Origin of the sequence: Rhodococcus sp. WB9 (genome assembly GCF_007558985.1) — a bacterium.
Classification (GTDB): domain Bacteria; phylum Actinomycetota; class Actinomycetes; order Mycobacteriales; family Mycobacteriaceae; genus Rhodococcus_F; species Rhodococcus_F opacus.
Window position 1 is genome coordinate 5236592 of record NZ_CP041769.1, and the last position, 23575, is coordinate 5260166.

The window sequence follows — 23575 nt, forward strand, 5'->3', positions numbered from 1 at the left end:
CTCACAGCTCTCCCTCCACGACGGCTTCGCCGCCGACGGCCCGTGCATCGGTCCACGCCACCCACGGCGCGGCGTGAAAATACTGCAGCGCGATGGCTTCTCCGAGCTCGCGGCAGGTTTCCTGCAACCCCGCGAGCCGATCCTGGAGATCCTCGAGGAGCACGCCGGGCGGCAGGAACTCGAGTTCGCTGCGGGCCCTGCCGAGGAGACGCTGCGCCTCGGCCCTGGGTCCGACGCGGCTGTCGGGCTGGTGGTCGAGTTCGGCGAGGCACAACTCCGCCTGCCGGATGGCGTGGAACACCGACCGCGGAAACAGCCGGTCCAGCAGGATGAACTCGACCACCCGGTTGGCGTCCAGCGCGCCGCGGTATGTGCGCAGGTAGGTGTCGTGGGCTCCCGCGGAGCGCAGCACCGTCACCCACGCCGGCGAGGACGGGCGGTCGCCCGCACGGGACAACAGCATCCGCGCGAGCATGTCGACGCGTTCGATCGAGCGGCCGAGCAGCAGGAAGCGGTATCCGTCGTCGCGGCTCATCGTCGAATCGGCCAGACCCGCGAACATCGCCGCGCGTTCCTCCACGTACCGGAAGAACTCGTGCGGCCCGAGACGCTTGGACGCCCGCTCCCGTTCGGCGAGGCCGTTGTACGTGGTGTTGAGGCACTCCCACATCTCGCTGGACGTGACCTCCCGGGCACCCCGCGCGTTCTCGCGGGCGCTGGCGAGGGAGTCGATGATCGAGCCCACCTGGTTGCGGCTGAACGCCACCAGTTCCGTCACCGACCGGACGTCGAGTTCGGTGTCGGGCGCTTCGATGCCGAGCACCCGCAGCAGCAACCGGGACGTGCGGTCCGGGTCCACCGAGGCGTCGTCGAGCAGTTGATGCACGGCGACGTCGAGAATGCGGGCCATGTCGTCGGCCCGCTCGACGTACCGGCCGATCCAGTACAGCGATTCCGCGTTCCTCGCGAGCATCAGCGATCACCTCCCTGGCCCTGTTGCTGTTGCTGTTGCTGTTGCTGTTGCTGTTGCTGTTGTTGCTGCAGTTGAGTCGTGCTGAGTTCGGGTCCCTGCTCGGCCTCGGCGGACTGCGCAGGCTCGGCCACGAGCTCCTCACCTGCGAGTTCCCGCTCCTCGTCGGAGCTCCTGCTCGCGAGCACCCACGTGTCCTTGCTGCCGCCGCCCTGGCTGGAGTTCACGACGAGGGACCCCTCGGGCAGGGCCACGCGGGTGAGCCCGCCCGGCAGCACCCACACGTCGTCACCGTCGTTGACCGCGAAGGGCCGCAGATCGACGTGCCGGGGAACCAGTTCGTCCCCGACCTTGGTGGGCACCGTGGACAGCTGGACGACGGGCTGCGCGATCCACCCGCGCGGGTCCGCCTTGATCTTCCGGGCGATCGTGTTCAGTTCCTTGGGTGACGCGTCGGGGCCGAAGACGATGCCGTAGCCGCCGGAACCCTCCACCGGTTTGATCACCAGTTCGTCGACCCGGTCCAGGACCTGTTCGCACTCCTCGTCGAGCCAGCACCGGAATGTGTCGACGTTCGCGAGCAACGGCTTCTCACCGAGGTAGTAGTCGATGATCTGCGGGACGTAGGTGTAGACGAGCTTGTCGTCACCGACCCCGTTGCCGACGGCACTCGAGATGACGACGTTGCCCGCCCGGGCCGCGTTCAGCACGCCGGCCACCCCGAGCACGGAATCCGGGCGGAAATGCATGGGGTCGAGGTAGTCGTCGTCGATGCGGCGGTAGATGACGTCGACCTGGCGTTCGCCCTCGGTCGTACGCATGTAGACCATGTTGTCGCGGCAGAACAGGTCGCGGCCCTCGACCAGTTCGACACCCATCTGGCGCGCGAGCAGCGAATGCTCGAAGTACGCGGAGTTCGCGACCCCGGGCGTCAGCACCACGACGGTCGGGTCGGCCTCGTTGAGGGCGGCGGAAGCGCGCAGCGCCCGCAACAGATGGGAGGCGTAGTCGCCGACGGACCGCACACGGTGTGACATGAACAGGTCGGGGAACACCCGCGCCATCGTGCGGCGGTTCTCCATGACGTACGACACTCCCGACGGCGAACGCAGGTTGTCCTCCAGTACGCGGAACACCCCGTTCTCGTCGCGGACGAGGTCGATTCCGGCGACGTGGATCCGCACCCCGTTCGGCGGGACGATCCCGGAGGCCGCCCGGTGGAAGTGCTCGCACGAGGTGACCAACCGCTTCGGCAGCACGTGGTCACGCAGGATGCGCTGTTCCCCGTACACGTCGTCGAGGAACATCTCGAGCGCCTGCACGCGCTGCTTGATGCCTTTCTCGAGACGCGTCCACTCGGCAGCGGCGATGACCCGAGGAACCAGATCGAGCGGGAAGGGTCGCTCCTGACCGGACAGCGAGAACGTCACGCCCTGGTCGATGAACGCCCTGCCGAGGGCGTCGGATCGGGCGGCGAGATCGGCTCGGTCCGCGGGCTCGAGCGCCTTGAAGACGCCTTTGTAGGGCGGGCGGACGGTGCCGTCGCGGTCGAACATCTCGTCGAACGCCAGCCCGTAGCGCCCGATGTCGGTGTACCCGTCGAACACGTGGGCGGGTTCTGCGGGCTTGCGCGGCCGGGCGGTCACCCGCGTCCGCGGCTGGGTTCCCGATGCCTTCGCACCCGCCTGCGTGCTTCCTCCCGATTTTCGGACGGGGGCTTTCGAGGTTGCCGACGATTTCGTTACTGTTGACGACTTCGATGCTGGGGGCGTCATCCCAGACATGCTGCTACATGTACACCCCTTCAGCAGCACAGCCGCAGGATTTGTCGGCGCGTCCGGCGCCGGTTTGAGATCGGACACCGATCACTGGTAATCTCGCCTGTCGGTGCATATGTGTGCGCCCAGAGCTTTCTCGACCGTAACCAGCTTAAGACGACAGGATTTTACGCGTGGCCAACATCAAGTCCCAGGTGAAGCGGATCCGTACCAACGAGGCGGCCCGACTCCGTAACCAGTCGGTGAAGTCCTCGCTGCGCACGGCGATCCGCTCGTTCCGCGAGGCTGCGGCGGCCGGTGACAAGGACAAGGCCAACGAGCTCCTCGTCGCCACCAGCCGCAAGCTCGACAAGGCAGCGAGCAAGGGCGTCATTCACGCCAACCAGGCTGCCAACAAGAAGTCTGCTCTCGCGCAGGCGATCAACAAGATCTGACGGTTCTTCCGTCGTAGGCTCTCCAACAGCCGCTCGATCCTCGGACCGAGCGGCTGTTGTCGTGTCTCCGTCAGACCTGTCGTAGCCGGGAGACGCGGCCCACGGCACTCTCGACGGCGTAGTCCGCGTCGGCCGACGCGCCCTTGACGTCGGCGTTCAGGGCGGCCACGATGCGCAGCGCCTCCCCCACCGACGTCGGTGTCCAGCCCTTCGCGAGGGCCTGCGCCTTCTTGATCTTCCAGGGCGGCATACCGAGTTCCGACGCCATCCGGAACGGGTCTCCCCGCCCCGCCGGGGCCACCCGGGCGATCGAGTGCACCGCATCGGCCAGCGCGTCCGCCAGCAGCACGTGCGGCACGCCACGCAGCATCGCCCAGCGCAGCGCCTCGATCGCGCCCGCGGTGTCGCCGGCGACGGCCTTGTCCGCGACGTCGAATCCGCTCACCTCGGCCTTGCCCGAGTAGTACCGCTGGACGGCGGCGACGTCGATCTTTCCGCCGGTGTCGGCCGTGAGTTGCGAGCACGCGGCGGCCAGTTCGCGCAGATTCGAGCCGACTCCTTCGAACACGCTCTGCACCACTTCCGGCGACACCCGCACCCCGAGGGTGCGGAACTCGCCGCGAATGAACCCGATCAGGTCGCCCGACTTCAGTTTGGCGCAGGGGTGCACCACGGCTCCGAGTTTCTCCAGCGCCCCGGTCATCGCTTTCGCACGTCCGCCGCCCGAGTGCAGGACCACCAGGACGACGCCCGGTGGCGGGTCGCCGGCCGCGTCCAGGATCAGTGCCACGGCGTCCTTGCCCGCCTCCGCCGCGGCCTCCAGCACCACCACGCGATCTTCGGCGAACAGCGAGGGGCTGAGCAGTTCGGCGAGTTCGGCCGCCCCAGCATCACCCGCCCGCAACCGGTTGACGGGAAGCTCCGCGCCCGCGGCCACGTCCGCGTTCGCGCGGACGTGGCCGATGACCTGCGCCACCGCGCGTTCGACGAGGAATTCCTCGTCACCGAGGACCAGATGGAGCTGTTCGAGCTGAGTTGGAGTGCTCACGCGAAGATCGTGCCACGTGGGGCGGACACGGTCGCCGACACCCCGGGAACCGGGACCGAGCAGGCCGAACACGGGCGATCGCCACGCAGCGGTCGCGTCGGCGGTGGACACTCGATCATATGACCGCGGAAACCGAGGTGGACGGCGTCACCCGCGAAGACTACGCGCACATGATCGACCTCGACGACGATCGCGCGGCAGGGCACCGGTACGAGCTGAGTTTCCGGTACACCTGCCGCGACGGGCTGCTCCTCCGATGGTCGGTGCAACTGGTGACCCGCTGCTCGGCCTCCGGGCACGCCGAGACACTGTTCGCGGGTGGTCGATCCGTCCTCGAACCCGCATCGCCCTCGCATCGCGACGTTGCGGCGGCCGGCTCCGACGGCGACTTCGACACGGCGTGCGACTTCTACGAACACCGGTGGCGGGCCCTGCTCGACCCGGCGGGCGGCAGCCCGCGAGGTGAGAACGAGCAGCGTCACCTGTCCGACGCGCTCACCCTGTACGGGCGTACGTGGCGCAACGCCGCCGGCCGGGCGCTCGCCGACCGGCTCGCGTCGTTCGCCGAGGTCACCGTGCTCGCCCTGGGCACCGACCCCGCGTTCCACGTCATGCGCCGCACCGCCGCCCACTACCCCGATCCGGTCGTCCTCGCCGTCTACCAACCCGTCGGGCAGCGCATCGACCTCACCCTGGTCGACACCGCGACCGTGGAGGCGTTGATCGACGACCCCGGTCCGTTGCGCACCGGACCGGACACCAGCGCAGGCGCCCTGCTCACGGGCATAGGATCCGCCGGACTGCTGCATCCCGGCTATATCGGCTCCACCACCGCCGGTGTCACCGAGCCGACTCCGCCGCCCCCGGTCAGCTGACCACTTCGCGCGTCAGGAGGTCGACCACCGCCGCCAGCGTGCCGACGCGCCCGAACTCGGCCCGTTGCCGCTCGGCGCCCGTGCCCTCCCGCAACACGGTGTCGAGCCCCGACTCGAGGAACGCCCGATCACTCGCGCCGAGCCCCGGGTCCACGTACTCGTTCAGCATTTCCAGCTGCAGGCGGATCGGCTGGGACCGATCCGCGGCCGGGCTCGTGCATTCGCCGTCGAGTCCGTCGCGAGCCGCGCGCCACAACTGCGCCCGCAGCAGCTCGCCGCGCAGCCACGGCACGGTGAGGCCGTCCTCCAGCGACCGCAGCGCCCACCCGACGAGCCCCTTCACGACCACCGCGAAGAGCGCCGCGTGCGCGGCGGTCATGGCGACGTCCGCGATCCGGACCTCGATGGTCGGTTGCTTGTCGGAGAGCCGGACGTGCCAGTAGATCATTCCCCGATCCATGGCGGCACCGGTTCCGATCATTGCGCCGACCGTCGCCTCGTACTGGTCCGCGGAATCGAAGTGGGGCGGCGGTCCCGCCGACGGCCACCGCGACCACATGATGTGCCGCCAACTGTGATACGCGGTGTCGTGCCCACTGTGGAACGGGGAGTTCGCGGCGAGCGCGAGCAGCACGGGCAGCCAACTGCGGACCAGGTTGCTCACCTGCACACCCACGTCGCGGCTCGGGATCCCCACGTGCACGTGGCAGCCGCACGTGGTCACCGTGTCCACGATCGACCCGAAGTGGCGGGCCATCTCCTCGTACCGCGGGCTCGGGGTGATCGCCGGGGGCAATCCCTCGACGATCAGGGACGTCCCGCTGGGCAGCAGCAACAGGTCGCGGCCCGCGGCGGCCTTCGCCAGCCGGCGGCGCAGGCTGCGCAGCTCCTCGTGCAGTTCCTCCCCGGTGTGGCACACACCCGTCGCCGTCTCGATCTGGCATCGGGCGAGTTCACGCTGAAGCCCGTGAATGTCGTGGCCGGCCTCGGCCACCACGTCGGGTCCCGCGGCGGAGAGGTGACCGGACTCGTCGACGAGGAAGAACTCCTCCTCGACTCCCACACTGAGGTCGCGACCCGATTTCGTTGCTGCAGGGCTCATTCAGGAGGTATCCCCCCGTTCCGCGGATACGAAACCGGGCCGCCGCTCAGGTGAAACCGATGACTTCCTCACCCCAGGCCCGGCGGAGTTCCCGGTCGGGATCGGCGACGACCGCGTCGTTCTTGCCGATCAGCAGGGTCGTGCGATCCGCCTCGTCGTACCGCGGCCAGCCGACCTCCTCTCCCGTTCCGTCCGGGGTGCCCTCGGTGGCGAACGACAGCCACCGTCGCTGGATCCGCTCCGACACGTGACCGGCGGTTCGGTGCCCACCGAGCTTGAACGTGGGGTCGTGCGGAACCACGCCGAAGTTCCCGAAGACGTACGGCACCTCGGTGCCGTGGGTGGCGCCGATCCGCGCGGCGCGCAGGAACGGTGTCGCGTAGTCGAAGCGGTACAGCCAGGTCGGGGCGACGCGGCTGTGCGCTTCCGCGATCCACAGCGTCGGCATTCGGAACGCGGCGTCCCGCGAGATCTCCATGGCCGAGCGTTTCTTCGGGTAGTCGGGATATGCGGCCGCCACCTCGTGCTCCTCGTCTGCCGGGAGGTCGGGGTGATCGGCGGCGATCGCCACGAACATCTGGTGCACGGTGTCCGGGGTGATGGGCATCAGGGGCGACTTCATGAGCCGGAACATCGACGCCTCGTCCTTGTTCGTCCCGATCAGCAGCGGAATCCGGTGTGCGAGGCCTGTGCGGAATGCCGCGACAGGGTGGTGCGGGACCACGTCGCCGTCGACGGTCGGGGCAACCGCCAGGGTGCCGGGGACCCGTGCGGGCACCTGCTGGACGAGTTCGACGCAGGCCTTGGTCAGCACGTCGACGGGCAGGTCGCGGAGTCGGCTCGCGTCGGCGGGCGCGATGTCGAGCAGCTCGAGGAACGATTCGGCGATGCTCGCGGCGCGGTCACTGCCGTAGACGGACGTCGCGGGCGAACTCTCGGCGATCGCACGGTGGAACAGTCCCTCCGCCGGTGGGGACGTCATCAGCGTGGTGACCGCGCCGCCACCGGCGGACTCCCCGAACAGGGTCACGTCACCCGGGTCGCCGCCGAACGCCGCGATGTTGTCGCGGACCCAGGTCAGTGCCGCGATCTGATCGCGTAGGCCCAGGTTCGTGTCGAACGGGTGCTTCTCGGTCGAGAACGAGGAGAAGTCCAAGAATCCCAGCGCACCGAGCCGGTAGTTGAATGTGACGACCACGACGTCGCCGCGTTCGACCAGACGAGTCGGATCGAACATGCGCTGTCCGGACGAACCGAGGTAATACGCCCCGCCGTGGATCCACACCATCACCGGCCGCGGTCGCTCCGTGTCCGTCGCGGGGGCGAAGACGTTCAGGGTCAGGCAGTCCTCGTCGATGGTCAGTCCGGGGTCGATGGGCAGCGGGCCGTGCTCGTTCTGCGGTGCGATCGAACCGAACCGGGAACAGTCGCGCACCCCGGTGAACGGTTCGGGCGCGCACGGGGCGCGGAGCCGCCACTCGCCGACCGGCGGCGCGGCGTAGGGAATGCCTTTCCATGACCGGACGCCGTCGAGGCGGACACCCCGCAGCGTCGCCTGGCCGATGGTCACCTGTGGGTCCTCGGTGCGCGAAACCATGCCGTCATCTTCGCCCGGGACGACCGCCCCCGGAGTCCGATCGGGAATTCCTCCGGCCCGGGACCTGCAGCGACCGCCCTCTCTGGCAGACTGAATCAGTGAGCCGGGCGCATGCCCGCACGCTGGAGGAACCGATGCGAGACACAGTGCCCGATACGACGCGCTCGCAGGCTGTCGGCAGGTCGGCCGCGACGTTCGCGATCCTCGCCGATCTTCTCTACGCGGGTCAGGATTTCGGGCACGTCCACCAAGCCATCTGCGACGCCGCGCCACTACTCGTCGAGGGCTGTGACCACGCGAGCCTGATGCTCCGGGAGGGATCCCGCTACGTGACGGCCGCGGCCAGCGACGACGTGGCCGCCCGCGTCGACGAGTACGAGCGCGACGAGAACGAGGGACCGTGCGTCGATGCCATCGTCAGCGACACGCCCCAGTTCGAGACGGACCTCTCCACCACGTCGCAGTGGCCGCGGCTGTCGGCGCGGGTGCTGGCCCACACGCCGGTGCGCGGTGCGGCCGGATTTCGCATGGTCATCCTCGGGCGCAAGGTCGGCGCCCTCAATCTGTTCTCCGACACGGCGGGGGCACTCAACACCACGTCCGTCGAGCAGGGCATCATGCTCGCATCGTTCGCGGCGGTGGCGCTGGCGGCCGTCCACGAGCACGCCGAGGCCGAGACACTGCGGGCAGGCCTGGCCAGCAACCGTGAAATCGGGAAGGCCGTGGGTCTGCTGATGGCGTTCCACAACATTGCCGAGACTCAGGCGATGGAGATTCTCCGCACCACCTCGCAGGACATGAATGTCAAACTGGCGAAGGTGGCGCAGGAAATCGTCGCTCACCATCACCGGAAGGTGACCTGACCGCTGTCGGTCAGTCCACCTCCGGCGCATCGGGGTTACCCGCGATGCCGAGCATGGACAGGAGCATGCGGCAGTCTTCGGCGTCGAGTGACTGGGCAGCAACGACCCGCTGCGCCCTCCACACCTGCCCGGCGTCGAGCTCGTCGTCCACATCGAGATCTGTCCGCTCCGATTCCGACATTCGCCCTCCAATGCGGGTGCGTTCCAAGACCGTTCACCTCAGGCATCTGCCACCGGATGGTAGTCGGTGTTTCGGTGTCGCATACGCACATCGGGAATCGAAGTCGAAACGATACGGACGTCGTTCCGCCGCCGTCGCACCGAGCGTGCCGAGCGGCACACTCCGGAGACGAAAGTGACAGCGGCACAACATATATCAGGACGTTGCCAGCGCCCGCAGCGGCTCACTCAACTCGTTGGCGAAGAATTCGAAGAAGCCGTCGACGTCCGGCCCCGCGTTGATCAGCGCCAGATGATCGAACCCGGCATCGACGAAAGTGCCTGCCACCTCGAGGTGCCGCCGGACGTCCGGACCGCACGCCATGGCGTCGCGGACGTCCTCGGTGCGGATCGACGCCGCCGCCGCCTCGAAGTTGATCGGATTCGGCAGTTCCGCTTGAACCTTCCATCCGGTCAACCCGAACCGGAACAACCGATGCGCCGACTCGACCGCGGATTCCTCGTCACGCGCCCATGCGAGGGGCACCTCCCCGTACTTGGGCCCCGACCCACCGGCCCCGGCATAGGCCTTCACGAGGTCCGGATCCGCTTCGGTGGCGAACAGTCCGTCGCCGAGTTCCGCGGCGATCCCGACTGCCTCCGTGCCGCCCGCAGCGACCGCGATCGTGGGCGGCACGTCGGGCAGATCGAAGACGCGTGCGTCGTCGAGGGTGAGGTGCTTGCCCTCGTACGAGTGGTAGCCGCCCGACCACAGCAGGCGGATGATGTCGATCGCCTCACGAAGCATCTGGTGCCGGGTGGTCACCGACGGCCAGCCGCCACCGACGACATGTTCGTTCAGCCGTTCCCCCGAACCGAGTCCCAGGGTGAACCGGCCCTCGCTGAGGACGGCGGTCGTGGCCGCGGCCTGCGCGATGATCGCGGGGTGATATCTGACGAACGGGCAGGTGACACCGGTCGCCAGACCGATCCGGTCGGTCCGTGCCGCGGCGGCCGCCAGCATCGACCACACGAATCCCGAATGTCCGTGACTGTAGAGCCAGGGGTGATAGTGATCGCTCACCTCGACGAAGTCGAAGCCGGCCCGTTCGGCTTCCACCGCCTGCCGCACGATCTCCCGCGGATCGAACGTCTCGGCCATCAGCTTGAACCCCACCTGCATGTCGTCGTCCCTTCCTCGAGTTCTGCGAAGGTTTCCCGGATTCGGGCGCGCTCACACAAGGCGACCCAGCGACGACGGCCAGATCGGCGCCCACAGCACCAGCACGCCGATCGCGATTCCCGCCAGCACCAGCCGGGGTCCGCGTCTGTGTAGCGTGACACCGAGCGCCACCACGGCACCGAGGACGATCGCCGCACCGGCGGGCCCGGAGGGCACCGGAATCGACGCACCCGGAATCCGCGCGCCCCGCTCGGCCACGGTGACGAGCCACCACAGCGGCCACTGGGTCACGCGCACCACCACTTCCGCGACGGGAACACTGACCCCTGCGATCAGCGCGGTGACCGCTCCGGCCACGGTGATCACGCCGACCACGGGGGCGACCAGGATGTTCGCGCAGACGGACACCAGGCTCACCGTCCCCGCCATCGCGGCCACGATCGGAGCGGTGACGGCGAAGGCGGCGACGGACACCGCCACCGTCTCGGCCACTGCCCGCGGCCAGCCGCGGCCCACCAGCACGTCGACCCCCACCGGCGCGATCACGATCAGCCCTGCAGTGGCGGTCGCCGAGAGAACGAAGCCGAAGTCCACCGCCAACCCCGGTGACCACGCCAGCAGGGCGATGACACCCGCTGCCAGCGCGGGCATCGCCTGTTTCCGCCGTCCGGTCACGAGCGCCAGCAGGGCGACCGAGCCCATCGCCGCGGCGCGCAGCACGCTGGGTGACGGTCGCGCGATCACCACGAATGCGATCAGCGCCGCGCCAGCCAGCGCCGCACCCGCGCGGGGACCCAGTCCCACCCCTCGGACCACGAGCAGGACCGCTCCCAGCAGGATGCTGACGTTCGCCCCGGACACCGCCGTGAGATGGGTGAGTCCGGTCGCGGTGAAGTCGTCCTTCACCTCCCGGGGCAGCGCCGAGGTGTCGCCGACCACCAGCCCCGGCAACAGTCCTGCCTCGTCGGCAGGCAGGACGGCGGCGGCAGCGGCGAACCGCGCACGCAGAGCGCCTGCCCACCGCTGATGCGGTGGCGCGGGACCGACGTCCGCGGGCGGTCCGGACACCCGGACCGCGGCCAGGCTCAGGTCCCGGTGCCGCGGAGGGCTCACCTGCCCGCGCAGGACCACAACCTGTCCCGGCAGCAGTCCGAGCCACCCGTCCGCCGGGGCGAGGACGACCACCGCACCGCCCGAGTGGATCGTCTCGGTGGCCCGGCGGATCTCGACGACGTTCGCGTTCACGAGGACGTGTCGTCCGAAGCCGGCGATCTCCCGGGGATCGTCGGCAAGGGTGACGACGAGCGTCACCCACGTCTCGTTCCGGGCGAGTTCGGTCATCGGGTGCCGTTCCGCGGCCTGAACCCGCCAGGCCACCCCTGCAGCGCAGCAGGACCCGAACAGCAGTACCGCCAACGTCCCGGCCGTCCACCGTCCCGGCCCCCGCAGGGCGCATCCCGCGGCGAGGAGAACCGCCGCTCCCGACAGGATCGCCACGAGGACCCCCGCCGCCCGGGAGCCTCCGAGGATACCGATCAGCGTTGCCGCCCAGCACATCCCGGCGAACGGAAGAAGCCGCAAGTCGAGGAGCCGCGGTTCGTTGTTGCGCATCACAGGGTGACCTGGCCGCGCAGTTTCTCCAGCCGCACCGGCCCGATCCCGTCCACCTCCCCCAGTTGCGAGATGTCGGTGAATTTGCCGTTAGTCGTTCGCCACGCGACGATCGCCGCCGCCGTGACGGGTCCGACACCGGGAAGTGCGTCGAGTTCTGTCTCCGTCGCCGTGTTGAGGTTCACGAGCCCTCCGCCCGTGGCGGCCGGTGCGCCGACGGGCCCCGGCGATCCTGCGGAGGCACCCCCCACCGCGCTCGGTGGCGCCTGGGTGGTCGCGGCACCTACGAGCACCTGATCGCCGTCCGAAAGTCGTTGAGCCAGATTCAATCCGAGGGTGTCACCGCCGTCGCGCACTCCCCCGGCAGCGGCGAGAGCGTCCGCGACCCGGGAGCCCGGTGGCAGCCGAACGAGACCGGCCGACGCCACCAGTCCCACGACGCTGACGACGATCTCCTCCGCCGGGGCGGGTGCCGACGCCGCCGCGGCGGGAGTCGTCGTCGCCGGTGCCGGAGTCAGGGAATGCACTCCGGCGGCGGGTAACGACGGAACGGCCTGCGTCTCCGGCCGATCGCTGCGCACGCCGAGCACGGTGGCCGTCGCGACGACGATTCCCACCACGATCAGCACCAACGCCCCGGTCCGCCCGGGATCGAATCGTGCGTCCCGCCATCGGTCCGGCAGCGAGAATCCGCCCCGGTGGCGGTCGGCGGACCACGTCGTGTCGCCGTCGAGGACGTTTCCGCTCGGCTCGGCCAGCCACTCCGGCGCCGCCGGTGTGTCGGGCGGCACCGCATCGCGTTCCCCCGACGTCAGGAACGCGAGCCGGGTCCGGCCCCTCGAACGTTCTTCCCTGATGCCCATGGAGTCGACGGTAAAGTGCGCCGCCCACAGAATCGCCGCGACGACCAGGCTTTCCGAATCGGCCTGTGGATCAGTGCGAAGTTGTGGATGAATCGCGGTCTTCGTGGTGCAGGGCGGGTTCCGGGCACAGCACGATGCCGATGGCGCCCACGCCCACGTGGGCGCCGATCACCGAGCTGAAATCGGTGACGACGAGGTCACTGACCTGCGGAATCCGGTCCTTCAGCTGCTGCGCCACCGCTTCGGCGCGCTGCCGGGCGTGCATGTGATGCACAGCGACGGCCGTCCTGTCCAGACCTGCCAGCTCCACCGCGGCGTCGACCATCCTGGCCATCGCCTTGGTCGACGTGCGCGTCTTCTCCTTCAGGACCAGCCGGCCGTCTACGAGATGCAGCACCGGTTTCATCGCCAGTGCGGTACCGAGCAGTGCGGCGGCGGTGCCGATGCGTCCTCCGCGTCGCAACTGATCGAGCCTGTCCACGACGATCAGGCAACGCCCGCGGCTCGCGACGTCGACCGCCCGCCGGTACGCCGTCTCGAGGTTCGCACCGTCCTTCGCGGCCCGCGCGGCCTCGAGGACCGGGTAGCCCAATCCCATTCCGGCGGACTGGGAGTCGACGATCCGCACCCGGCCGTCGAATTCCTGTGCCGCCTGACGACCTGCCTCCCACGTTCCGGACAGCTGCCGGGAAATGTGCACCGCGAGAACGCCTGCGCCCTCACTCAGCTCCAGCGCTGTCGCGTACGCCTCGGACAGCTCGCTCGGCGACGCGCCCGACGTGGTGACGCCGGCAAGATCCTCGGGGAGCGCGTCGATTCCCTCCCGGAAATCCTGGCCGCCGCTGAGGACATGGAGTGGGACCACCTGGATCCCGTACTGCTCGACGAGTTCGGGCGGGATGGAGGCCGAGGAATCGGTGACGACGACGACGGGCATCGGACTACTCGGCTCCGCTCGACACCGGGTCGGCCGGAACCGCACCCTCGGCGGAGTCGGGAACGACTCCCGCCGCGCGGAGCGCGGTCAGCATCGCCGCGGCCACCCCGGTGTGTCCGTCCCAGCCCCAGTGGATGCCGTCCGGATTACCCCGATCGCTGAAGACGTTGGCGCGCACCGCCTCCGCCAGGTCGACGAGGGGCACGTTCTTCTCCTCCGACCACGCGGTGATGGCGGCAACGGCACCGGGGCGGCCCGCATGCACCTTGCCGTAGGCCTCGCTGCGATGCACGGACGGCAGGGTCCCGATGACGGGCAACTCGGGGCGCATGTACTCGAGCGCCGCCCGTGAGCTCTCCAGATATTCGACACTCAGCCGCGGGGGCAACGCCACCGGCCATCCCAGCGGGGACAGCCTGGGCTGAAGCCACTGGTAGCCGGCCCGCACGACGCGGCGCAGCGCGGGCGGGCGGACGTAACGCAACTGTTCCCGAAGCGCCGTCGGGAGCGGGGACGGAAGGGAGTCCATGCCGCCGACCGCGAACACAACGGCACCGGCGCGGGGAACCGCCGACCACACGCGTGGGTCCTGGGTAAGCGCCCACCACACGTCGCGGCTGGTCCAGCCGATCCGCGCCACCAACTCGACATCCCAACCGAGTTGACGTGCAACGATATTGGGCCAGATGTCGGGGTGGTCGGACGGGAGACCGCCCTTGGGTCCGTAGTACGACAGCGAATCGGCGAGCACGAGCAGGACGGGGCGTTCCCCCGAGCCGGCATCCACGTCAGAGGACGTCACTGGCCACACTCGCAGAAGCGTTCCACACGTCGAGGCGCCAGTTGAGCGAATCGGGGTTTCCGTACGCGCTCAGCTGCACCCAGCTGGTGTTGCCCAGCCCGCCCAGCACCGGCCATCGGTCGACGGGCAGATCCAGCAGGGCGGCGGTCAGCGCGGCGATCACACCGCCGTGCGCAACCAGGACCACCGGCTTCTCCGCCCAGTCCTCGTGCTTCTCGACGAGTTCGGCGACCACCGGCTTGCTGCGGCGGGCGACGTCGATGCGACTCTCCCCGCCGGGCGGTGCCCACGTCGCGTCGCCGCGCCACGTGGCGCGGGCGCCGGGCGTGCGGGCGTCGACGTCGAGGTGCGTGAGCCCCTGCCAGTCACCGAGATGCGTCTCGCGGAGGCGCTCGTCGATCTGCACCGGCAGACCGGCGTTGTCGCCGACCTCCACCGCGGTGTCGTAGGCCCGCCGCAGATCGGAGGACACGATGGAGATCGGTCTGCGACCGACGAGCGCGGTGGCGGCGGCGCGGGCCTGCGACCGCCCCAGCTCCGACAGTTCGGTGTCGAGCTGACCCTGCATGCGATTGTCGGCGTTGTACTCGGTCTGCCCGTGGCGAAGCAGGATCAGACGTCGCGGGGCGCGGGGGGCATCCGTCACAGCTCGGACTCCTCCGCCTCGGCGGCGGTGCCCGCACCGTTCGCGTCGGCCGGGCCGTGCAGCCCGAGACCCTCGACGGGCACGGTCGGGCAGTCCTTCCACAGCCGGTCGAGTGCGTAGAAGTTGCGCTCCTCGTTGTGCTGGACGTGGATCACGACGTCCACGAAATCGAGCAGTGCCCAACGGCCTTCGCGGGTGCCCTCGCGCCGCACCGGCTTGTGACCTGCCTCACGCAGTCGATCCTCGATGTTCTCGACGATCGCGTTGACCTGTCGCTCGTTGGGGGCGGAGGCGATGACGAAGCAGTCGGTGATGACCAGCTGCTCGGAAACATCGAGCACCACCACATCGGAGGCCAGCTTCTCGTCGGCAGCCACTGCCGCGATGCGTGCCATCTCGATGGCTTCGGTCGTTGCGCTCACGCGATGTTCTCCCAGTTCGGTTCGAAAAGTGCTGACTAACTCTTGGTCTTGTCCGGGGCCGGTTCGGACATCGTCGTCGCGCCGTCGAGGCGCTCGGAGTCCGGTGGCCGGTACAGGTTCCGTTTGGAGATGTACTGGACCACACCGTCCGGCACGAGGTACCACACAGGACGGTGTCGACTGGCACGCCGCCGACATTCCGTCGAGGAGATCGCCAGAGCCGGGATCTCGATCAGCGTGACCGCGTCCTCCGGCAACGCGTCCAGGTGACCGGCCAGATGTTCGGTGTTGAGATCGAATCCCGGGCGCGACACCCCGACGAACTTCGCCAGCGAGAACAGTTCCTCCCAGTCCTGCCAGGACAGGATACTCGCCAGGGCGTCCGCACCGGTAATGAAGTACAGCTCGGCGTCCGGGTGGTAGCTGCGCAGATCACGCAGAGTGTCGACGGTGTAGGTGACCTTCTCCCGGTCGACGTCCACCCGGCTGACGGAGAAACGCGGATTCGACGCGGTGGCGATGACCGTCATCAGGTACCGGTCCTCGGCCGGGCTGACGCCCTTGCCCTGCTTCTGCCAGGGCCGGCCGGTGGGCACGAAGACGACCTCGTCGAGGCTGAATCGATCTGCCACCTCACTGGCTGCCACGAGGTGACCGTGATGAATGGGGTCGAAGGTGCCGCCCATGACTCCCAGGCGGCGCCGACGCGCGCCCGCTGCTCCCTGTTCCACGAGTGACGAGCTTACGTGTTCACACCGGCAGCAACCCGGCGACCACCGACGCCAGCTGCTGAGCGGATCGGCATTCGTGCATGCTGATGACCTCGTTGTACACCTTCGCCGCCGAGTCGCCCGTCCCCCACTGACCGCGGGGCTCCGGGTTGAGCCAGTGCGCGTGCTTCGCCACCGACACGAGCCGGGCCAGGGCCTCCAGATTCGGGTCGCGGTAGTTGTTGCGGCCGTCGCCGAGCACCAGCAGCGACGTCCGCGACGTGATGCTCTGGGTGAACCGTTCGGCGAACACCCCGAACGCGTTGCCGTAGTCGGAGTGCCCGTCGTAGCCGACCAGGTCGGCTTCCCGGATCATCCGCGACATGGCGCTGCCGAGGTCGGCTCCCGCGTCGAAGAAGCGGGTGACCTCGTCGGTGGTGTCGATGAACGCGAACACCCGCACCCGGGAGAACTGCTCGCGCAGCGCATGGACGAGCAGCAGGGTGAAGTGGCTGAAACCCGCGACCGAACCCGACACGTCGCACATGACGACCAGTTCGGGGCGCGCCCGCCGGGGCTTGCGCTGGACGAGGTCGATGGGCACACCGCCGGTGGACATCGACTTGCGCAGGGTCCGGCGCAGGTCGATCGAACCGGTTCGGTTGCGGCTGCGCCGCACGGCCAGGCGGCTGGCGAGCAACCGGGCCAGCGGGGTGACGTTGCGTTTCAGCGCCGTCAGTTCGGCGTCGGACGCGCGCAGGAAGTCCACTTCCTCGGCCAGCCGGGGCACGCCGTACGACGCCACCCGTTCCTTGCCGAGGTTCTCGGCCGACCGTCGCCGCGTCTCCGTCTCGATCATCTTCCGGAAGTCGGCGATCCGCTGGGCGGCGGTGCGCTTGGCCACCTCGGATTCGTAGCTTTCCGTCGTTCGGGCTTCGCCGTCCTGCTGATTGCCCAGGAGTCCGTCGAGGATCTTCTTCAGCAGGGTTTCCGGTGCGACGTCCCGCAGCGCCTGGTACGCGGAGAACGACGGGCCGTTCGCCGACTGGTACTGCCCGAGTTCCTCGACCATCTGCGCGGTCAGGAGTTCGGTGAGCTCGATCGCCTCCGGCGACCCGTCGGTGAGGAGTTCGACGATCAGCTCGCGCAGTGCCTCGTAGTCGATCTCACCCTTGGCGTTCCGCGGCAGACTCGTGTCGATGGCCCCGTCCGCCCGGCTTCCGACAGCCGCCGGGAACCAGAGTTCGAACAGCGCGTCGAACGTGGGCCGGTGGGTGGGTCGCCGCAGCAGCGCGCACGCGAGACCCTCGCGCAGTGATTCGCGGTCGAGCAGGTCGAGGACCGACATCACGCGACCGGCGTCGACAGTCTCGGACGGTCCGACCATGATGCCGCGCCGCCGCAACGCCTCGACGAAGTCGACGAGATGCCCCGGCAGCCCGTGCGGCGCCGCGGGACCGCCCGGCTTCGACCGGGACGCGAGTGGACCACCAGCAGCCATGGGGAGTCCTTCAGTTCAGTCGCAGCTCGGCAGCGGCCCGTAGCTGGTCGGATTGGTGTTTGAGGACGACACCCATCGTGGCGCGGACGGCGTCGTCGTCGAGGGTGTCGAGCCCGAGCGCCAGGAGTGTGCGACCCCAGTCGATGGTCTCGGCGACCGACGGCAGCTTCTTCAGCTGCATGCCGCGCAGCACGCGGATGGTCCGGACCAGCTGCTCGGCCACAGCCTCGGGCAGCTCCGGTACCCGGCTCGCGAGGATCCGCCGCTCGAGTTCGGCGTCGGGGAAGTCGAGATGCAGGAACAGGCAGCGGCGCTTGAGTGCCTCCGACAATTCGCGGGTGGCGTTCGAGGTGAGGACGACGAACGGCTTCCGCGTAGCCGTGATGGTGCCCAGTTCGGGGACGGTGACCGCGAAATCGCTGAGCACCTCGAGGAGCAGGCCCTCGATCTCGACGTCGGCCTTGTCGGTCTCGTCGATCAGCAGCACCGTCGGGTCCTCGCGCCGGATCGCGGTCAGCAGCGGCCGCGACAGCAGGAACTCCTCCGAGAAGACGTCCGCCTTGGTGGAGTCCCAGCTGTGGTCGCTGCCCGCCTGGATGCGCAGGATCTGCTTCGCGTGGTTCCACTCGTACAGCGCGCGTGCCTCGTCGACACCCTCGTAGCACTGCAACCGCACCAGCTCGGCGCCGGTGGTCTCGGCGACGGCGCGGGCGAGTTCGGTCTTACCGACTCCGGCGGGACCCTCGATGAGTAGGGGTTTTCCGAGCCTGTCCGCGAGGAACACCGCGGTCGCGGTGCCCTTGTCGGACAGGTACCCGGTTTCGGCGAGCCGAGCGATGACGTCGTCGACGCTCGCGAAGAACGGCGTCGTGGTGGGAAGTGCGCGATCCACGCTCGCTCCTTTCAGAAGGGGTGACGGGCAGAGGGGGCTGAGGGAAAGGGGTGGGCGAAGGTCTAGACCGGGCGGGTGTGCCCGTCACCCCAGACGATCCACTTGGTGGAGGTCAGTTCGGGGAGCCCCATCGGGCCACGCGCGTGCAGTTTCTGCGTGGAGATCCCGATCTCGGCGCCGAATCCGAACTGCTCGCCGTCGGTGAAGGCGGTGGACGCGTTGACCATGACGGCGGCGGCATCGACCCGGGCGGTGAACTCGCGGGCGGCGGCGAGGTCGGAAGTCACGATGGCCTCGGTGTGGCCGGTTCCGTAGCGGTCGATGTGCTCGACCGCGGCATTCAGGTCGTCGACGACCTTGAGCGCCACGTCCAGGGTGAGGTACTCCTCCGACCAGTCCGACTCGGTCGCGGGCACCAGTCCGGGCAGGTCCCCGTGGACCGTCACGCTGTGCGTCTGCAGGGCCTGCAGCAGCTTCGGCACCGCCGTCTCGGCGATCGCGGCGTCGATCAGCACCGTCTCCGCGGTGTTGCAGACACTCGGTCGCCGCGTCTTGGAATTGAGCAGGATCCGTTCGGCCATCTCGAGGTCGGCTGCCGAGTGGACGTAGACGTGGCAATTGCCGACGCCCGTCTCGATGGTCGGGACTGTCGCGTCACGCACCACGGCGCTGATCAGGCCGGCGCCGCCGCGGGGAATGACGACGTCCACGAGGCCGCGGGCCTGGATCAGGTGCGTCACGCTGGAGCGGTCGTCGCTCGGCAGCAACTGCACCGCGTCCTCCGGCAGCTGCTGCGCCGCCAGCGAGGCCCGCAACGCCACCACCAGCGCCGCGTTCGACTTCGCCGCGGACGAGGAGCCGCGCAGCAGGGCCGCGTTGCCGGACTTCAGTGCCAGCCCGAACGCGTCGACGGTGACGTTGGGGCGGGCCTCGTACACCATGCCCACCACGCCGAGCGGGACCCGCAGCTGACGAAGTTCGAGACCGTTGGGGAGCGTCGAGCCGCGCACCACTTCACCGACCGGGTCGGGCAGACCGGCCACCTGGCGCAGTCCGGACGCGATCCCCTCGATCCGCTCCGGGGTCAGCCGCAGGCGGTCGAGCAAGGAGTCCTCGGTGCCCGACGCCCTGGCCGTCTCGATGTCGGCCGCGTTGGCGGCGAGGATGTCGGCGGAGGCGGCGAGCACGGCGTCGGCCGCCGCGTGGAGCGCCGCATCCTTCTGCGCGGTGGTGAGCAGCGCGAGGACCCGCGACGCGGTGCGGGCGCGACGGGCCGCTGCGTGGACGGCTTCACGGGTATCCACCGTGGCACCGGCCGACGAGGTGGAAGTCACTGCAGTCATGAAGACAGCCTATATACAGGGGCCTGTACACCGCGGAGCGGGAACGACCGGGAATGATTTGGTCCCCCGCGCAGGTTGCGACTGGTCGAGACCATCAGAGGCAGGAGTGCTGAAGTGAGCGTGTTGTTCGAACCCATCACCTTCCGCGGAGTCACCGTCCCCAATCGGGTGTGGATGGCGCCGATGTGCCAGTACTCGGCCGACGTGACGGGCCGCGATGTGGGAGTGCCGGGCGACTGGCACCGGACGCACCTCGTGACGCGCGCTATCGGCGGCGCCGGCCTGATCCTCACCGAGGCGACGGCCGTCAGCCCGGAGGGCCGCATCAGTCCCGCCGACCTCGGCATCTGGAACGACACCCAGACCGAGGCCTTTGCGGAGATCAACGCACAACTCGAGTACTTCGGCGCGGTCCCGGGCATCCAGCTCGGTCACGCCGGGCGCAAGGGCTCCGCGCACGTCCCGTGGCGCGGGGGCGGGAGCCTCGACGGCGACGATCGGCTGTCCTGGCAGACGGTGGCGCCGAGCGCGATCGGTTTCGGCGACCACACCCCGCCGGCCGCGGCGACGACCGACGACATCCGGAAGGTGGTCGCCGATTTCGCGGCCGCCGCCGAGCGGGCGTCGCGGGCCGGTTTCAAGGTGGTGGAAATCCATGCGGCACACGGCTATCTGCTGCACCAGTTCCTCTCACCGGTCAGCAATCGTCGCACCGACGAGTACGGCGGCAGCTTCGCGGGCCGTATTCGCCTCCTGCTCGAGGTCGTCGACGCGGTACGCGGGGTCTGGCCGGCCGAGTTGCCCGTCTTCGTCCGGGTCTCGGCCACCGACTGGCTGTCCGAGGAGCCCGGCCTCGACGCGGACAGCTGGACGCCGGATCAGACCGTTTCCCTCGTGCAGGCCCTCGCCGATCTCGGCGTCGACCTGGTCGACGTCTCCAGCGGCGGCGTCGCGTCCGCCCGGATCCCGATCGGGCCCGGCTACCAGGTCCCGTTCGCCCGCCGCATCCAGAACGAGACCACGGTCCCGGCCGCCGCCGTCGGGCTCATCACCGAGCCGGAGCAGGCCGAGCGGATCGTGGAGTCGGGAGAAGCCGTCGCCGTGTTCCTCGGGCGCGAACTGCTGCGCGACCCGTACTGGCCGCGAAAAGCCGCACTGGTATTGAATGCCCAGGTGACGCCGCAGATTCCGGCGCAGTACGCACGGGCGTACTGAGGCTCGGGCCGACAAGCCCGCACATCCTTTGCTACGGTAATCGCTCTTACAGCTGGTAGTCCCGCACCCCGGACGGTGGGGCGGGACCGAGCCACGAGCCAGAGCCGATCGGCGGGGGCCGCATCGCGCCGAAGGGCCGTGGGTTGCCGAACCCGACCAGCAATCGCCGTGCGGGCGACGAAAAGATGCGTGCATCAGGTACGTGCCCCGCGCGGGTGATAACTGCGCTGGGGAGCGCACGACATGAATGCACCAGATCACTCGATCACGTCGGCCGAGGTGGCCGAATCACCTGATGTCACGGTCACCGACGAGGCCTCCGTCAAACGAGCCGTCAAGGCCACCATGCTCGGTAACGCCATGGAGTGGTTCGACTTCGGCGTGTATGCCTACCTCGCGACCACCATCGGCAAGGTGTTCTTTCCCGAGGCCAGCGGTACCGCACAGCTGCTGTCGACGTTCGCGATCTTCGCCGCGGCGTTCATCGTCCGTCCCCTCGGTGGGCTGTTCTTCGGGCCGCTCGGTGACCGGATCGGCCGCAAGAAGGTGCTCGCCACCACGATCATCCTGATGGCGGGCAGCACGTTCGCCATCGGCCTGATCCCGAGTTACGGATCCATCGGGCTCGCGGCGCCGATTCTGCTGGTGCTGTTCCGGCTCGTGCAGGGATTCTCGACGGGCGGCGAGTACGGCGGTGCCAGCACGTTCGTCGCCGAGTACGCGCCGGACAAGCGCCGCGGGTTCTTCTCGAGCTTCCTCGAATTCGGAACCCTCGCGGGGTATGTCGCGGCCGCGGGCCTGGTCACCATCATCAGCACCGTGGTCAGCGCCGACGCGCTGGTGGACTGGGCGTGGCGAATTCCGTTCCTGCTCGCCGGTCCGCTCGGCCTGATCGGCCTCTACCTGCGGCTGCGGCTCGAGGAGACGCCTGCGTTCCAGCAGATGGAGCAGGCCGAAGAGCGTTCGCTCGCAGACGAATCCACGGGACGCAAACTGCGCGAGACCCTGGTGGAGAACTGGCGTCCGCTGGTGCTGTGCGTCATCCTGGTCGCCACGTACAACATCGCGCACTACGGCCTGCTCAGCTACATGCCGACGTACCTGTCGAACACGCTCGGCTACGACGAGTCGCACGGCCTCGTCCTCACGATCATCGTGATGCTCATCATGATGGTGTGCATCAGCTTCGTCGGAAAGCTGTCCGACCGGGTGGGTCGTAAACCGTTGCTGCTGGCCGGTTTCGTCGGATTCTTCGCGCTGTCGCTGCCCGCGTACCTGCTGATCGGTGTCGGGCACTACTTCACCGTCTTCGTCGGCCTCGCGATCCTCGGCGGGCTGCTGCTGCTATTCGTCGGCGTCTTCCCGTCGGTCCTTCCCGCGCTGTTCCCCACCGGAATCCGCTACGGCGGGCTGGCGATCGGATACAACCTCGCGGTGTCGATCTTCGGTGGCACCACCCCCCTCGTCCTCACGGCGCTGCAGGACGCGACGGGCAGTGACCTCGTCGCGCCGATGTACATGATGGTCGCGGCCGTCATCGGCGGTATCGCGGTTCTGCTCATCTCCGAGACCGCCCGGAAGCCGCTGGAGGGTTCGCCGCCCGCCGTGGCCACGGACGCCGAGGCCCGCCGCATCCTGAAGCGTCTCCGCCGCACCAAGGGCGACGCGTCCGCGACACCCGCACAGGAGACGGCAGCCGCCGACGCGGGTTAGTCTCGGGACATGTCCGCTCCCAGGGTCGCCGTGGTCGGCAGCATCAACATGGACCTGCTGACGGCGGCCGAGCGGTTGCCCGCGCCGGGAGAAACGATCCTGGGCAGCGCCTTTGCCGCCACCCCCGGTGGCAAGGGCGCCAATCAGGCGATCGCCGCGGCGCGGGCCGGTGGCGCCGTGACGTTCATCGGCGCCGTCGGCTCCGACGTGTTCGCTCTCGACCTGCGGCAGGCCCTGGTGGACGCCGAGGTCGACACGCGGTACCTGCGCGAAGTGGACGGGCCGAGCGGGATCGCGGCGATCACCGTCGACGCCGCCGGTGAGAACAGCATCGTCGTGGTTGCGGGCGCCAACAGCACCGTGGTGGATCTGACGACGGCCGAACTCGCGGCCGTCGCGGACGCCGACGTCCTGCTCTGCCAACTCGAGATACCCCTGGGCACCGTGCTGGCCGCGGCGGCGCACGCCGCGGCACACGGTACCGTCGTGATGTTGAATCCCTCACCGGCGCAGACACTTCCGCCCGAACTCGTCGAGCTGGTCGACGTACTCCTCGTCAATCAGACCGAGGCCGGGCAACTCGGCGCCGAGGTCATCGGCGCCGTCGCCCACGTCGTGACCACGCGGGGGTCGTCCGGCGCGGACTACGCAGGCAGCGACGGCACCGCGATCCACGCCGACTCCCCCGAAGTCGAGGTCGTCGACACGACCGGGGCGGGCGACGCGTTCGCCGGCGCCCTGGCCGTCTCGTGGCGGCGCGGGCCCGCGGCCGCCGTCCCGTTCGCATGCACGGCGGGCGCGCTCGCCACCACCCGCAGAGGCGCGTCCACGTCGTCACCGACCCTGGCCGAGATCGAGGCGGCACTGCCCGGCTGAGCGCTCCTACCGCCGCCCGGATCCTCCGTGTCACC

The 23575-nt window shown here is 69.2% G+C and carries 23 protein-coding genes; 6 read left to right on the forward strand and 17 right to left on the reverse strand.

Annotated elements, in window-relative coordinates; all coding sequences use genetic code 11:
- Position 1: 1 nt before the first annotated feature.
- Complete coding sequence (locus FND50_RS24380) at positions 2-973, reverse strand: alpha-E domain-containing protein (protein ID WP_005248011.1); 972 nt, start codon at positions 971-973, stop codon at positions 2-4.
- Positions 973-2616: a circularly permuted type 2 ATP-grasp protein gene (locus FND50_RS24385; RefSeq protein WP_144287382.1), complete on the reverse strand. Its 1644-nt coding sequence runs from the start codon at positions 2614-2616 to the stop codon at positions 973-975. Before FND50_RS24385 ends, FND50_RS24380 begins: the two co-directional genes overlap by 1 nt.
- Positions 2617-2921: 305 nt before the next feature.
- Here FND50_RS24385 and rpsT point away from each other — a divergent pair, with 305 nt between their 5' ends.
- A complete protein-coding gene (rpsT, locus tag FND50_RS24395; protein WP_005248015.1) occupies positions 2922-3182 on the forward strand; it encodes a 30S ribosomal protein S20 in 261 nt (86 codons plus the stop codon).
- A gap of 70 nt (positions 3183-3252) precedes the next feature.
- On the opposite strand, the gene holA is transcribed toward rpsT, so the two are convergent.
- Positions 3253-4230 (reverse strand): DNA polymerase III subunit delta, encoded by a 978-nt coding sequence (gene holA, locus FND50_RS24400; RefSeq protein ID WP_005261272.1) that lies wholly within the window; start codon positions 4228-4230, stop codon positions 3253-3255.
- Positions 4231-4349: 119 nt separating this feature from the next.
- Here holA and FND50_RS24405 point away from each other — a divergent pair, with 119 nt between their 5' ends.
- Complete coding sequence (locus FND50_RS24405; RefSeq protein ID WP_144287383.1) at positions 4350-5105, forward strand: hypothetical protein; 756 nt, start codon at positions 4350-4352, stop codon at positions 5103-5105.
- Here the strand turns inward: FND50_RS24405 and FND50_RS24410 are convergent.
- Both FND50_RS24410 and FND50_RS24415 read right to left on the reverse strand, forming a co-directional pair.
- Complete coding sequence (locus FND50_RS24410; RefSeq protein WP_144287384.1) at positions 5098-6207, reverse strand: glutamate--cysteine ligase; 1110 nt, start codon at positions 6205-6207, stop codon at positions 5098-5100. The two genes, FND50_RS24405 and FND50_RS24410, sit on opposite strands and share 8 nt — an antisense overlap.
- A gap of 46 nt (positions 6208-6253) precedes the next feature.
- Positions 6254-7804 (reverse strand): carboxylesterase/lipase family protein, encoded by a 1551-nt coding sequence (locus tag FND50_RS24415; protein ID WP_144287385.1) that lies wholly within the window; start codon positions 7802-7804, stop codon positions 6254-6256.
- 134 nt (positions 7805-7938) lie between these two features.
- On the opposite strand from FND50_RS24415, the gene FND50_RS24420 reads away from it, so the two are divergent.
- Positions 7939-8667 carry a GAF and ANTAR domain-containing protein gene (locus tag FND50_RS24420; RefSeq protein ID WP_144287386.1) on the forward strand — a complete coding sequence of 243 codons (729 nt, stop codon included), beginning with the start codon at positions 7939-7941 and terminating at the stop codon, positions 8665-8667.
- Positions 8668-8677: 10 nt separating this feature from the next.
- On the opposite strand, the gene FND50_RS36285 is transcribed toward FND50_RS24420, so the two are convergent.
- The 12 genes from FND50_RS36285 to FND50_RS24475 form a co-directional block, all read right to left on the reverse strand.
- Positions 8678-8848: a hypothetical protein gene (locus FND50_RS36285; RefSeq protein WP_005261277.1), complete on the reverse strand. Its 171-nt coding sequence runs from the start codon at positions 8846-8848 to the stop codon at positions 8678-8680.
- A 195-nt stretch (positions 8849-9043) separates the two neighbouring features.
- Positions 9044-10009: an LLM class F420-dependent oxidoreductase gene (locus tag FND50_RS24425; protein ID WP_144287387.1), complete on the reverse strand. Its 966-nt coding sequence runs from the start codon at positions 10007-10009 to the stop codon at positions 9044-9046.
- A 51-nt stretch (positions 10010-10060) separates the two neighbouring features.
- Positions 10061-11620: a ComEC/Rec2 family competence protein gene (locus FND50_RS24430; RefSeq protein WP_144287388.1), complete on the reverse strand. Its 1560-nt coding sequence runs from the start codon at positions 11618-11620 to the stop codon at positions 10061-10063.
- A complete protein-coding gene (locus FND50_RS24435) occupies positions 11620-12483 on the reverse strand; it encodes a ComEA family DNA-binding protein (protein WP_144287389.1) in 864 nt (287 codons plus the stop codon). The genes FND50_RS24430 and FND50_RS24435 overlap by 1 nt, the downstream gene beginning before the upstream one ends.
- A 70-nt stretch (positions 12484-12553) precedes the next feature.
- Positions 12554-13420, reverse strand: a complete 867-nt coding sequence (locus FND50_RS24440; RefSeq protein WP_144287390.1) for a DegV family protein — start codon at positions 13418-13420, stop codon at positions 12554-12556.
- 4 nt (positions 13421-13424) lie between these two features.
- Entirely contained in the window at positions 13425-14222 is a 798-nt protein-coding gene (gene octT / locus FND50_RS24445) for a diglucosylglycerate octanoyltransferase (RefSeq protein ID WP_005261282.1), read from the reverse strand.
- Complete coding sequence (locus FND50_RS24450) at positions 14209-14868, reverse strand: histidine phosphatase family protein (RefSeq protein WP_144287391.1); 660 nt, start codon at positions 14866-14868, stop codon at positions 14209-14211. The genes octT and FND50_RS24450 overlap by 14 nt, the downstream gene beginning before the upstream one ends.
- Positions 14865-15290, reverse strand: a complete 426-nt coding sequence (gene rsfS / locus FND50_RS24455) for a ribosome silencing factor (protein ID WP_005248044.1) — start codon at positions 15288-15290, stop codon at positions 14865-14867. Before rsfS ends, FND50_RS24450 begins: the two co-directional genes overlap by 4 nt.
- 35 nt (positions 15291-15325) lie before the next feature.
- A complete protein-coding gene (gene nadD, locus FND50_RS24460) occupies positions 15326-15976 on the reverse strand; it encodes a nicotinate-nucleotide adenylyltransferase (protein WP_005261284.1) in 651 nt (216 codons plus the stop codon).
- Positions 15977-16040: 64 nt separating this feature from the next.
- Entirely contained in the window at positions 16041-17501 is a 1461-nt protein-coding gene (locus FND50_RS24465) for a VWA domain-containing protein (RefSeq protein WP_144287392.1), read from the reverse strand.
- Between the two features lie 10 nt (positions 17502-17511).
- Positions 17512-18393, reverse strand: a complete 882-nt coding sequence (locus tag FND50_RS24470) for a MoxR family ATPase (protein ID WP_005261286.1) — start codon at positions 18391-18393, stop codon at positions 17512-17514.
- A gap of 62 nt (positions 18394-18455) precedes the next feature.
- The gene (locus FND50_RS24475; protein WP_005261287.1) at positions 18456-19736 is read right to left on the reverse strand and encodes a glutamate-5-semialdehyde dehydrogenase; all 1281 of its coding nucleotides are present in this window, start codon (positions 19734-19736) and stop codon (positions 18456-18458) included.
- A 114-nt stretch (positions 19737-19850) separates the two neighbouring features.
- Between FND50_RS24475 and FND50_RS24480 the strand changes: the two genes are divergently transcribed.
- From FND50_RS24480 to FND50_RS24490, 3 genes are all read left to right on the forward strand, one after another.
- On the forward strand, positions 19851-20951 hold the full coding sequence (locus tag FND50_RS24480) for an NADH:flavin oxidoreductase/NADH oxidase (RefSeq protein ID WP_144287393.1): 1101 nt from the start codon (positions 19851-19853) through the stop codon (positions 20949-20951).
- A 243-nt stretch (positions 20952-21194) separates the two neighbouring features.
- The gene (locus FND50_RS24485; RefSeq protein ID WP_144287394.1) at positions 21195-22664 is read left to right on the forward strand and encodes an MFS transporter; all 1470 of its coding nucleotides are present in this window, start codon (positions 21195-21197) and stop codon (positions 22662-22664) included.
- A 9-nt stretch (positions 22665-22673) separates the two neighbouring features.
- Entirely contained in the window at positions 22674-23540 is an 867-nt protein-coding gene (locus tag FND50_RS24490) for a ribokinase (protein WP_144287395.1), read from the forward strand.
- Positions 23541-23575: the final 35 nt, after the last annotated feature.